A 13,765-nucleotide genomic window follows, 5' to 3' on the forward strand; every position below is an offset into this window, starting at 1 on the left:
ATTCAGCAGCCTGTAGCGTATTTTCCAATAGGCTAGCAATTGGTCATTGGGCCAACACCACCGGGCACTGGCGTTATCCACGCAGCACGTTCCGCGCAAGCCGCAAAATCAACATCACCAACTAATTTGCCATCCGCACCGCGATTGATACCGACATCAATTACAATTGCGCCTTCTTTTATCCAAATCACCGGGCACAAATTGCGCCCGTCCAACTGCCGCCACCAATACATCTGCTGCCCGTACTTTTTCCGCTAAATCTTTGGTGCGACTGTGACAAATGGTAACAGTGCATCGCGCTGCGAGCAGTTCCAGCGCCATCGGTCGCCCAACGATGTTCGATTGACCGATGATTACCGCATCCAATCCCGCCAATTCTCGCCCAGTTCGCGCCAGCATGGTCATCACGCCTTTTGGTGTGGCATGGGCGCAGCAGCGGCATTCGCAATACCAATCGCCCAACGTTATACGGATGAAAACCATCAACATCTTTAGTTGGCAAAATGCGTTCAATCACTGCTTCTTCATTCATTTGCGCGGGCAGCGGCAATTGCACCAAAATCCCATCAATTCGGATCAGCGTTGAGTCGATCAATTAAATCAAGCAATTCAGTTTGGCTGGCGGTTTCGGGTAATTCGCACAATTCGGAATGAAAACCAACCTCGGCGCAGGCTGCTCGTTTATTGCGCACATACACCTGTGACGCGGAATTATCACCGACTAAAATCACTGCTAAACCCGGTGCTCGCCCACCAGAAGCGCGAATTGTTTCAACGTGATGGCGAATATCGGTGCGGATTTCGGCAGCAATGGCTTTGCCATCAAGAATTTGTGCAGTCATGGATTAATCTCTAAAAACAATTCGCAATTACAACGAGCGTGATTCGCCGTTAATCATAAATGCCAGCGCGTCAGATTCAACGGTAACGTGCACCATGCCGCCAGCAACCAATTCACCAAATAGCAATTCATTCGCCAGTTTTTTTAATGTGATTTTGAATCACTCGCGCCATGGGACGCGCCCATTTTTGGATCGTAGCCTTCACTGCTATCCACTTCGCGCATCAACATCTATCGTAAAACTGACCTTTTTTTCTTCCAACTGCTGTTCCAACTCGAATACAAACTTATCAACCACGCTGCGAATGGTTTCTTCATTCACGATCCGAATTGCACGACGGTATCCAAGCGATTGCGGAATTCCGGTGAGAAATAGCGTTTCAGTGCTTCCAATCCGTCTGTTGAATGATCCTGTTCGGTAAAACCAATTGAACGCCGCGCCGTTTCTTCTGCGCCAGCATTGGTGGTCATTACCAATACGACGCTACGAAAATCTGCTTTGCGTCCGTTATTGTCAGTCAGCGTTCCGTGATCCATGACTTGCAATAGCAAATTGAATACGTCTGGATGCGCTTTTTCAATTTCGTCGAGCAGCAGCACTGAATGCGGATGTTTATTGATTTGTTCGGTCAGCAATCCGCCTTGATCGAAACCGACATAACCGGGCGGAGCACCAATCAGCCGCGACACGGTGTGCCGCTCCATGTATTCGGACATGTCAAAACGCAACAATTCCATGCCGAGAATGCGGGCGAGCTGGCGCGTGACTTCGGTTTTGCCGACGCCGGTCACCGGTAAACAGAACGAGCCAATCGGTTTGCCGTCGTTGCCCAGCCCGGAGCGATTCATGCGAATCGCAGCAGTGAGCGCGTCAATCGCGGGTCTTGTCCGTACACCACCAGCTTGAGGTCACGATCCAGATTTTTGAGCGATTCGGTATCGGACACCGACACGCGCTTCGACGGAATCCGCGCCATCTTCGCCACAATCGCTTCTACATCAGCAACGTCGATGCGCTTTTTGCGTTTGGACGGGCTTTTCAATTGCACATGCGCCCCAGCCTCGTCGATCACATCAATCGCCTTATCCGGCAAATGGCGATCATTGATGTAACGGTTGGATAATTCGGCGGCAGCACGCAGCGCGGCTGGTGTACTCACTTGATGATGCTGTTCAAAACGTGATTTCAGTCCCTTTGAGAATTTCCACCGTTTCCTCGACCGACGGTTCTTCTACATCAATTTTCTGGAAACGCCGCGCCACGCCCGATCCTTCTCGAAAATGCCGCGATATTCCTGATAAGTCGTCGAACCGATGCAGCGCAAATCGCCGGATGCCAGCACGGTTTAATTAGATTTGAGGCGTCCATCACGCCGCCGATGCCGAGCCTGCGCCAATCACGGTGTGAATTTCGTCAATAAAAGAATGGCGTGGGGCAGGCGTTTGAGCTGCGCCAGCACCATTTTGAGCCGCTTTTCAAAATCGCCGCGATATTTGGTGCCAGCGACCAACCGCCGAGATCGAGCGCGTAAATCACGCATCGCTCAACACTTCGGGCACCTGCTCGTCCACGATCATCTTCGCCAGCCCTTCGGCAATCGCAGTTTTACCGACGCCAGCCTCGCCCACGTACAGCGGATTATTTTTGCGCCGCCGACACAGAATCTGAATGGTGCGTTCCACTTCGCTGGCGCGTCCGATCAGCGGATCAATGCGCCTTGTCGCGCTAATCATTGAGATTAGAAGCAAAACGATCAAGCGGACTGGGACTGCTGCTGTCTTTTCTTCAGGATGCAGATCGTCGTCGCTTGGCGGCGTTTCATCGTCCTGATTTTCGCCGGGCACTTTGGAAATGCCATGAGAAATGTAATTGATGACATCAAGCGTGTTATATTCTGTTGATTCAGCAGGAAAACGCTGTGAATCCTGTTCGCTAAATAGCGCAACCAGCACATTAGCGCCGGTGACTTCTTTTTTACCCGCTGATTGCACATGAAACACAGCGCGTTGGAGCACTCGCTGAAAACCGAGTGTCGGCTGGGTATCGCGGCTGGTGTCTTTAGACGGAAGCAGCGGCGTGGTTTCGTCAATAAACGCCGTGATGTCTTTGCGCAGCGTTCTGCGTCCAGCCCGCAGCTTGCAACACCTTCGCAGCTGCTGGATTATCTAGCAAAGACAACACATGTGTTCCACCGTCATGTACTCGTGGTGTTTGGCGCGAGCCTCCTTGAAGGCTCGGTTTAGCGTGAATTCAAGGTCTTTGCTCAACATCGGCCTGTTCCAAGCGAGGTGAATGGGAAAATGAGTGCGTTGGTCGCCCAGCAACAGGTTTTCCCTGCCGTTAGGCTTCTTCCATTGTGCACATCAGCGGGTGCTGATGACTGCGGGCGTAATCGTTGACGCGTGACACCTTGGTTTCGCGATGTCTTTGGGGAAAACGCCGCAGACCCCGACGCCACGTTGATGAACATGCAGCATGATTTGCGTGGCGTTCTCGTGGTTCATGGCGAAAAAACGCTCTAAAACCACACACGAATTCCATGGGGGTGTAATCGTCGTTTAACAACAGTACCTTAAATAAAGGTGGTCGCCGTAATTTAGGACGCGCTGCCTGCACTACCGATTCATGGTCATCTTGCGGATGCAGTTTGCTCATTTCTCGTTCTGTTTACCAGTTTTCAAATGAGATGGTGCAATCAATATTGAGCGTTATCATGCGCGAAACATGGAAAACGCTCAACGCTTACTTTAGAAATTATTTTAACGGTAATTGCCGATAATCAAAGGTATTTTTCAATACCTTCAAATTGATCTTTAGATAGATCAAGTGATATTCTTTGATAAACCTGAGTTAGTAACTGATAAACTCTAACATCTGAATTAATTTCAGGTAATTGCTTATATTCTCTTAATGACCTGTTAATTTTCTTTGTTATATCTTCAACAGACTTAATTTGTTCGTTAAAAAAAATAGGTAGTATTGTTCTGGCTTAAACCTTTTGCCTTTCTTTTTAATAGTGATGTCTTGAATTTGAAACAACCAGTTATTAATGTCATAGATATGTTTGCTGTAATTGTTCTTGTCATCCCATTTTAGTATTTTAATCAGATGGTTGTGTAATACAGGCAAACCTAATTCAGTGACTCTGCTTTCAGCTTTATTTCGTTCAAAAGCCATTTCATAGATTAGTGTTTTAATCTCTTCAATGAGCGCCATTTTATTCTCCTGAGTTTAATCAACGCTGGGTCAGCGATGCCAACCCAAATGAGTTGGTATTCGCATTTCGGTAAAATAAAAACGTTACATCTGCGCAATGACTGCCGCGCCAAAACCGGAACAACTCAATTTCGTTGCGCCGTCCATTAACCGTTCTAAATCGTAAGTCACGGTTTTTGCAGCAATCGCGCCTTCAACGCCCTTGATAATCAACTCTGCTGCTTCAAGCCAGCCAGATGCCGCAGCATCATTTTGCCGACAAAATCAATGAACTGGGATTGACTTGATCTTTGCCCGCGTATTTGGGCGCAGTGCCGTGCGTCGTCAAACATGCGATGGAATCGGACAGATTCGCGCCGGCGCCATGCCAATGCCGCCAACCTGCGCTGCGAGCGCGTCCGAAATGTAATCGCCGTTGAGATTGAGCGTCGCAATCACGGCGTAATCTTTCGGGCGCAGCAAAATCTGTTGCAAAAACGCATCAGCAATCACGTCTTTCACGACGATTTCCGCACCGGTTTTCGGCTCTTAAAACTGCACCACGGACCGCCGTCGATTTCCACTGCGCCGAATTCGCTTTCGCCAAATCGTAACCCCATTGCTTAAACGCGCCCTCGGTGAACTTCATAATGTTGCCCTTGTGCACCAAAGTCACGGACGGGCGTCATTATCAATCGCGTACTGAATCGCTTTGCGCACCAGTCGCTCAGTGCCTTCTCGTGACACGGGCTTGATGCCGATACCGGAAGTTTCTGGAAAACGAATTTTAGTCACACCCATTTCATTGCGCAAAAAGTCGATGATTTTCTTGGCAGCTGGTGTGCCTTCTGCCCATTCAATGCCAGCATAAATGTCTTCGGAATTCTCGCGGAAAATCACCATGTCGTGTGTGTTCGGGCGCTTTCACTGGGCTGGGTGTGCCGGTGAAATAGCGTACCGGGCGCAGACATACATATAAATCAAGCTCTTGGCGCAGCGTGACGTTGAGTGAGCGAATGCCGCCACCGACTGGCGTGGTCAACGGACCTTTAATCGACACGACGAAATCTTTCACTGCGGCGAGCGTTTCCGCTGGCACCACACATCTGCGCCGTAGATTTGGGTGGATTTTTCACCAGCGTAAACTTCCATCCAGTGAATTGAGCGCGCACCGCCATAGGCTTTGGCAACTGCGGCATCAACAACATCGCGCATCACTGGCGTGATGTCGATGCCGATGCCGTCGCCTTCAATGAACGGAATAATGGGTTGATTTGGGACGTTGAGCGATAAATCAGCATTGACCGAATGGTCTCGCCTGCAGCGGGAATTTGAATCTTGTCGTAGGCCATTACGCACTTCTCAGGATCGTCATAAAGCAAGCATCCTATCACTGAGTTTAAGCCTTGCGCAGTACGCTGTTGCGCGTGGTTAAGCCAAACCAACAAAAAAATACGGCGCTGAATCCAGCGCCGCAATCAGTTGTGTTAGAGCCGTTTACACCTGAAACATTTAGTCGTTTTCGAGGCCTTAAACGCTTTTTTCAGTGCAACATCAGGGTCTTCGGGACGCGCCGTCTGGCATTCTTGCAGACGCCGCCGCCGCCGCTCCAAATGATGCGACAAACCAGTGCCCGCTGGAATCAAACGCCCAACGATGACGTTTTCTTTCAGCCCAGCCAGCCGGTCAGTGGAGCCGCGCACCGATGCTTCAGTCAGCACCCGCGTCGTTTCTTGGAACGATGCCGCAGAAATGAACGAATCGGTCGCCAATGACGCTTTGGTAATACCCAGCAGCAATTGCTCATACAACGCTGGCTGCTTGCCTTCGCATGGCGCGAGCGTTTTCATCCATCAACACCGAATGTTCTACCTGCTCGCCGCGCAGCAGTCGCGTATCACCGGGCGAAGAAGAATCTCCACTTTGCGCACATCTGCCGGACAATCACCTCGATGTGTTTGTCGTTGATTTTCACGCCCTGCAGCCGGTAAACGTCTTGAATTTCCTTGACTAAATACTCAGCCAGCGCGGTCACACCTTCAACCGCAAAATGTCGTGTGACGCCAATTCACCATCGGCGATCACTTCGCCACGTTCCACCCGCTCGCCGTCGAACACGTTGACATGCCGCCATTTCGGAATCAGCTCTTCAACCGTTTCACCGTCGTCCTTGGTGATAATCAACCGCTGCTTGCCTTTGGTGTCCTTGCCAAAACCGATGGTTCCGCTCGCTTCCGCCAGCAACGCCGCTTCTTTCGGCTTCCGCGCTTCAAACAAATCGGCCACTCGCGGCAGACCGCCGGTGATGTCACGGGTTTTACTGGATTCCTGCGGAATGCGCGCCAGCACGTCGCCAACGCCCACTTCTGCGCCATTCGCCACACTGACGATCGCGCCGGATGACAGCGCATACGCGCCGGCAATTCCGTGCCCGCAATGTTCAATTCATTGCCATTTTCATCCATCAGCTTCACGGTCGGACGCAAATCCTTACCGGCAGCGGACGTTGTTTCGGATCAATTACCGCCAGCGACGCCAAGCCGGTGACATCATCCACCTGACTTTGCACCGTCACGCCCTCGAAGAAGTCCTCAAACTCCAGCTTGCCCGCAACTTCAGTGACCACTGGATGCGTGTGCGGGTCCCAAGTCGCTACCACGTCGCCGGGTTTGGCTTGATCGCCATCGGCAACCCGCAAGCGTCGCGCCGTAAGGAACTTTGTAACGTTCCTTTTCCATGCCGCGATCATCAATGACGGTCAATTCACCAGAGCGCGACACTGCGACCAAGTTGTTGCCGGAATGATGCTGCACGGTTTTGATGTTGTGCAGGCGTACCGAGCCACTGTTTTTAATGTCGATGCTGTTGACTGCCGCAGCCCGTGATGCCGCGCCACCGATGTGGAATGTCCGCATCGTGAGCTGGGTTCCGGGTTCGCCGATGGATTGCGCCGCGATGACGCCGACTGCTTCACCCATGTTGACGCGATGACCACGCGCCAAATCGCGCCCGTAACACTGCGCACACACGCCCTGCCGCGCTTCGCAATTGATTGGCGACCGCACACGCAATTGGTCAATGCCAATCTCATCGAAATGTTCAACCCAAGTTTCATCGAGCAGCGTGCCGGCTTTGCACACCAGTTCGGTGGTCAGCGGATGAAACACATCGACTGCCGCAACCCGTCCGAGAATCCGATCGCGCAGCGGTTCAACGACATCTGCGCCTTCCAAAATCGGCGTCATCAGCAAGCCTTTGTCTGTGCCGCAATCTTCTTCGAGCACCACCATGTCCTGCGCCACATCACCAGTCGCCGCGTGAGATAACCGAGTTCGCCGTTTTGAGCGCGGTATCCGCCAAACCTTTCCGCGCTCCGTGCGTGGAAATGAAGTACTGAATCACGTTCAGACCTTCGCGGAAATTGGCGGTAATTGGCGTTTCGATGATGGAGCCGTCGGGCTTGGCCATCAGTCCGCGCATTCCCGCGAGCTGACGAATCTGCTGCGCCGAGCCGCGAGCGCCCGAGTTGGCCATCATGTAAATCGAGTTGAACGAATCCTGCTTGCGCCGCTCGGCGACCCGTTTTCTGATGTCGCCAAATCCGGCAATCACGCGCTCGCGCAGCCCGTGACCTTTGATTTGATCGACGGTCGCAATCGCATCAACCTGCGGACGATATTCTTCCAGCAGCGCCACGACTTGATCTTGAAATGCTGCCAGCGTCAACGTTCCAGCACGCCAGTGCGCCCAGCCTCATTCAGCCGCGTTTGCCAAGTGTTAAACAATTCCCGCGCTGGCAACGGCCGACAGCACTTTCAATGCCTTGACGATATTCACCGACCAACCGCTGGCTTCAAACACGGGATTGGACTCGGCGGTTTCGCTGCCGAGTTTGATCATCATCGCCTTGGCGACCTGATCGTTGGTGCGCGACCAAATATCGACGACCTTGTTATAACGCTCGCCGTTCGTCACCAAGCCGGAGGCGTATTGCTGCTGAATTTCCTGCACTTCTGCTTCGGCAGCAGCCAGCAACGCGCCCTTGTCCATCTTGCGATCAACTTCGTCGTGCGGCACTTCCATGTCATCCAGACCGATGGAGACGCCGGAACGGGTCGCCATGCGGAAACCGAGATACATAATCTGGTCAGCAAAAACAACGGTTTCTTTCAGTCCGAGGCGGCGATAGCACATGTTAATCAGCAGCGAAATCTGCTTTTTGCCCAGTGCGCGATCGACTAAATCAAACGGCAGCCCGTCCGGCACGATGGCGAACACCAGCGCCCGTCCGACCGTTGTATCTTTGATGCTGATGACTTCGCGCCGGTCGCCATCTTTGCCTTTGATAACTTCACGGATGCGCACTTTGCAGCGGGCGTGCAGCTCGGCGTGACCGGTTTCATAAGCGCGACGCGCTTCGTTGATGTCGGTAAAGATGCTGCCTTCGCCGCGAGCATTCACGCGCTCGCGGGTCATGTAATACAGCCCGAGCACCACGTCCTGCGACGGCACAATGATTGGCTCGCCGTTGGCTGGCGACAGAATGTTGTTGGACGCCATCATCAGCGCCCGCGCTTCCAACTGCGCCTCCAGCGACAGCGGAACGTGCACCGCCATCTGGTCGCCGTCGAAATCCGCGTTAAACGCAGTACACACCAGCGGATGCAATTGAATCGCCTTGCCTTCAATCAATACCGGCTCAAAGGCTTGAATGCCGAGCCGATGCAGCGTTGGTGCACGGTTGAGCATCACCGGATGTTCGCGGATCACGTCTTCCAAAATGTCCCACACTTCGGGCGTGCCGCGCTCCACCATTTTCTTGGCAGCTTTGATCGTCGTCGCCAGCCCGCGTGATTGCAACTTGCTGAAAATAAACGGCTTAAACAGTTCCAGCGCCATTCGCTTCGGCAGCCCGCACTGATGCAGCATCAGCGTCGGCCCGACCACAATCACCGAGCGCCCCGAATAATCGACGCGCTTGCCGAGCAAGTTCTGGCGGAAGCGCCCTTGCTTGCCTTTAATCATGTCCGCCAGCGATTTCAGCGGGCGTTTATTGGTGCCGGTAATCGCCCGCCCACGCCGACCGTTGTCCAGCAGCGCGTCAACCGATTCCTGCAACATGCGCTTTTCATTGCGGACGATGATGTCCGGCGCGATCAAATCGAGCAGGCGTTTCAGACGATTGTTGCGGTTAATCACGCGCCGATAGAGATCGTTGAGATCGGAGGTTGCAAAACGTCCGCCATCAAGTGGAACCAACGGGCGCAATTCCGGCGGCAACACCGGCAGCACGGTCAAAATCATCCATTCTGGGCGATTGCCGGATACCAGCAGCGACTCCATCAATTTGAGGCGCTTGGCTAACTTCTTGATTTTGGTCTCAGAATTGGTGCTCTGAATTTCTCGCGCATCCGCCGAATTTCGGCAGCCATGTCGATGGTGCGCAGCAATTCGTAAATCGCCTCCGCGCCCATTTTGGCGTCAAACTCGTCGCCGTTGACTTCTAAAATGTCGAGATATTGCTCATCATTGAGCAATTGTCCGCGTTCTAGTTCGGCGACCAAACCCGGATCAATGACCACGAAGACTCGAAATACAGCACGCGCTCAATGTCGCGCAGCGTCATATCGAGCAACAGCCCGATCCGTGACGGCAGCGATTTCAAAAACCAGATGTGCGCCACTGGGCTGGCGAGATCGACATGACCCATGCGCTCGCGGCGCACCTTCGCCAGCGTGACTTCGACGCCGCATTTTTCGCAGACCACGCCGCGATGTTTGAGGCGTTTGTATTTGCCGCAGATGCACTCGTAATCGGTGATTGGGCCAAAAATCTTGGCGCAAAACAGACCGTCACGCTCGGGCTTGAAGGTGCGGTAGTTGATGGTTTCGGGCTTTTTTACTTCGCCGAAAGACCAGGAACGGATCATCTCGGGAGAGGCTAATCCGATTTTAATCGCGTCGAATTCGAGCGCCTGACCCTGCTGCTTGATGATTTTTAATAAGTCTTCAAGACCTTAATCTCCTACCTGGAAGAACTGGCATCAGGACGGTTTCCGCGCTCCTGATGACAAAGAAGCGCGGAAATTTGGTGACAACGTCGTGCTCAGTCTTGCTGTAGCTCGATGTTGATGGCGAGCGAACGGATTTCCTGACCAGCACGTTGAAGGATTCCGGCATTCCCGCCTCCATGCGATGGTCACCATCGACGATGTTTTTATACATCTTGGTGCGCCGTTCACGTCGTCGGATTTCACCGTCAACATTTCCTGCAAGGTGTAAGCCGCGCCGTAGGCTTCCAGCGCCCAAACTTCCATCTCGCCGAACCGCTGCCCACCAAACTGCGCCTTACCACGAGTGGCTGCTGCGTGACCAAACTGTAAGGACGCAGTTGAACGGGCGTGCATCTTGTCGTCAACCAAATGGTTGAGCTTAATCATGTACATGTAGCCAACCGTGACTGGGCGTTCAAACTGATCGCCAGTGCGTCGTCAAACAGAATGGTTTGACCGCTGGGAATACCCTGCGCGAATTGTCACGGTCTGCCAGCTTCAGCATCGCCTTGATTTCTTCCTCGGTTGCGCCATCAAACACTGGCGTTGCCATCGGCACACCTCGCGTCAGATTTCGCGCCAGCTCCAGAATTTCGTTATCTGAGAAGCTCGCAAATCTTCAGATCGACCGCTGGTGTTGTAGATTTCGTGCAGAAACTCGCGCAATTTGCCAATGGCGACTTGCGTTTGCAGCATCCGTTCAATCTTGACGCCCAGCCCGTTGGCTGCCCAACCCAGATGGGTTTCGAGCACCTGACAACGTTCATACGATGGAACGCCGAGCGGATTCAACACCATGTCTACGGGAACGCCGTCGGCGGAAAATGGCATGTCTTCCACTGGAACGACTTTAGAAACAACACCCTTGTTGCCGTGACGCCCAGCCATCTTGTCGCCGGGCTGAATCCGCCGCTTCAACGCGACATACACCTTGACCATCTTGAGTACGCCGGGCGGAAGATCATCGCCACTGTTGACCTTCTTCTTTTTATCTTCATAACGTTGGCGGAATTCGTCGCGCTGCTGCTTGACCTGCGCTGCAATGGTTTCAAGCTGCGTGGCGATATTTTCGTCCTGCATCCGAATTTCAAACCACTGATCGCGCCCACCTTTATCCACCAAATTTGCAGATAGGTCTTCGTCACTTTCGCGCCGGGTTTGCAATTCCCCGGACCGCCGTCAGCAACTTTGCCAACGAGCATCTTCTCAACACGTTGAAACGTATCGTTTTCCATGATGCGCTGCTGATCAGCAAAATCTTTGCGCACGCGGTCAAGTTCTAGCTCTTCAATCTGCAACGCCCGCTTATCTTTCTCCACGCCGTCACGGGTGAATACCTGCACATCAACCACCGTGCCGTTCATACCCGAAGGCAGGCGCAGCGAAGTGTCTTTCACATCAGAGGCTTTCTCACCAAAGATCGCCCGCAGTAATTTTTCTTCTGGCGTGAGTTGGGTTTCGCCTTTGGGCGTGACCTTGCCGACCAGAATGTCACCGTCGCGCACTTCTGCGCCGACGTACACGATGCCGGATTCATCCAGTTTGGACAGCGCCGACTCGCCAACATTGGGAATATCGCTCGTAATTTCTTCCGGTCCCAATTTGGTATCTCGTGCCTGACAAGACAGCTCTTCGATGTGAATGCTGGTGAAGCGGTCTTCCTGTACGACGCGCTCCGAAATCAGAATCGAATCCTCGAAGTTGTAGCCATTCCACGGCATAAACGCGATGCGCAGGTTTTGTCCCAGCGCCAGCTCGCCCATGTCGGTTGAAGGACCATCCGCCAGCACGTCACGCCGCGCTACAACATTGCCCGGTTTCACCAGCGGATGTTGATTGATGCAGGTGTTTTGGTTTGAGCGGGTGTATTTGGTCAGGTTGTAGATGTCAACGCCCGGCCACGCCAGCGACTGCTTCGTTATCGTTGACGCGCACGACAATTCGCGCTGCATCCACCGATTCGATCACGCCGCCGCGCCGCGCCACCACACACACGCCGGAATCTCGTGCCACCACGCGTTCCATGCCCGTGCCGACCAGCGTTTTTCCACGCGCAGCGTGGGCACTGCCTGCCGCTGCATGTTCGAGCCCATTAGCGCCCGGTTCGCGTCGTCGTGTTCCAAAAACGGAATCAACGAGGCGGCGACTGAGACGATTTGGCGCGGCGACACGTCCATGTATTGCACTTCTTCTGGAGCACGCATCGCAAATTCATTGGCATGACGACAGGACACCAGCGCGTCAGTCAGTCGCCCCTCGTCATCCAGCGTTGCATTGGCCTGCGCGATGACGAAATTACCTTCTTCAATTGCCGACAGGTAATTGATTTCTTTGGTGACTTTGCTGTCTTTAACGCGGATATACGGCGTTTCTAAAAAGCCGTAAGAATTGGTTTGCGCGTACACACGCCAGCGAGTTAATCAAGCCGATGTTCGGGCCTTCTGGCGTTTCAATCGGACACACGCGACCGTAATGCGTCGGATGCACGTCGCGTACTTCAAAACCTGCGCGTTCTCGCGCCAAACCGCCGGACCAAGTGCCGAGACGCGGCGCTTGTGCGTCACTTCCGACAGCGGATTGTTTTGATCCATAAACTGCGAGAGCTGGCTGGAGCCAAAAAACTCTTTATCGCGGCCGAGACCGCTTGGCGTTAATCAATTCCTGCGGCATCAAACCCTCTGATTCCGCGAGCGATAACCGCTCTTTGACCGCACGTTCCACGCGCACCAGACCAACACGGAATTGGTTTTCCGCCATTTCGCCGACGCAGCGAATGCGCCGATTGCCGAGATGATCAATGTCATCGACCGTGCCGCGTCCGTTGCGCAGTTCAATCAAAATGCGCAGCGTGTCGATGATGTCGGAGCTATCACCTTGTTTCTGCAACCAATTTCTTGGAAAATTCGTCCGAACGTCCGCTGAAGTAGCGCCCGTCATAAATCACGCCGGGACCGGTTTCGGCATCGCGCCCAATGCGGCGGTTAAATTTCATGCGTCCCACGCCAGAAAGATCGTAACGATCAGGCGTAAAGAACAGATTATGAAAGAGATTCTGTGCTGCTTCTTTGGTTGTGGCGGTTCGCCGGGGCGCATCATGCGATAGATTTCAATCTGCGCTTCCAACTCGTTTGTGGTGGGATCAATGCGCAGCGTTTCCGACAGATACGGACCTTGATCGAGATCGTTTACAAACAGCGTTTCGAGCGTTTCGATGCCGCGTTGGAACAGCGTTTCCAACAATTCTGGCTGTGATTTCAGTATTCGCCTCAGCCAGCACGTCGCCAGTTTTAGGGTCTTTCTGCGTGTACGCGAGAATGCGCCCGAAGATGAATTCAATCGGACTTCCACCGCTCAACGCTGGATTCTGGAGTTCACGAATGTGTTTTTTGCGTCACGCGCCGCCCAGCGTCTACCAGCACGGTGTCACCGATTTTGACATCGAAGCTCACGGTTTCGCCGCGCAGTCGTTCTGGAACCAAATCCAACGTCACGGTGCGCCCAGCACTGCTGCTGCGCACGCGAAACATGTCCGTTTCAAAAAAGTGGCTGAGAATATCTTCCACGCCGTAACCGAGCGCCCGCAGCAAAATCGTCGCTGGCAATTTGCGACGACGGTCGATACGCACAAACACGTTGTCTTTCGGGTCAAATTCAAAATCGAGCCACGAGCCGCGAT

1 protein-coding gene and 7 pseudogenes are annotated in these 13,765 nt (G+C 53.2%); all 8 read right to left on the bottom strand.

What is annotated here, in order from left to right:
* Positions 1-842 (bottom strand): annotated as a pseudogene (gene folD / locus CXB77_RS04580) (bifunctional methylenetetrahydrofolate dehydrogenase/methenyltetrahydrofolate cyclohydrolase FolD); the annotation flags it as partial.
* Between the two features lie 27 nt (positions 843-869).
* Positions 870-3,112 (bottom strand): annotated as a pseudogene (clpA, locus tag CXB77_RS04585) (ATP-dependent Clp protease ATP-binding subunit ClpA).
* A 70-nt stretch (positions 3,113-3,182) separates the two neighbouring features.
* Positions 3,183-3,497: pseudogene (clpS, locus tag CXB77_RS04590) on the bottom strand (ATP-dependent Clp protease adapter ClpS).
* A 276-nt stretch (positions 3,498-3,773) separates the two neighbouring features.
* Entirely contained in the window at positions 3,774-4,058 is a 285-nt protein-coding gene (locus CXB77_RS04595; RefSeq protein ID WP_105072981.1) for a hypothetical protein, read from the bottom strand.
* A gap of 84 nt (positions 4,059-4,142) precedes the next feature.
* Positions 4,143-5,389: pseudogene (gene icd / locus CXB77_RS04600) on the bottom strand (NADP-dependent isocitrate dehydrogenase).
* A gap of 135 nt (positions 5,390-5,524) precedes the next feature.
* Positions 5,525-7,721 (bottom strand): annotated as a pseudogene (locus tag CXB77_RS24435) (DNA-directed RNA polymerase subunit beta'); the annotation flags it as partial.
* A 195-nt stretch (positions 7,722-7,916) separates the two neighbouring features.
* A pseudogene (gene rpoC, locus CXB77_RS24440) lies at positions 7,917-10,032 on the bottom strand (DNA-directed RNA polymerase subunit beta'); the annotation flags it as partial.
* Positions 10,033-10,142: 110 nt separating this feature from the next.
* A pseudogene (gene rpoB / locus CXB77_RS04610) lies at positions 10,143-13,765 on the bottom strand (DNA-directed RNA polymerase subunit beta); the annotation flags it as partial.

The sequence above is a fragment of the Chromatium okenii genome, assembly GCF_002958735.1.
GTDB lineage: Bacteria > Pseudomonadota > Gammaproteobacteria > Chromatiales > Chromatiaceae > Chromatium > Chromatium okenii_A.

Excerpts from the sequence above, each read along its gene's own strand:
- CXB77_RS04595 (WP_105072981.1), bottom strand. The coding sequence starts at position 4,058 with ATGGCGCTCATTGAAGAGATTAAAACACTAATCTATGAAATGGCTTTT.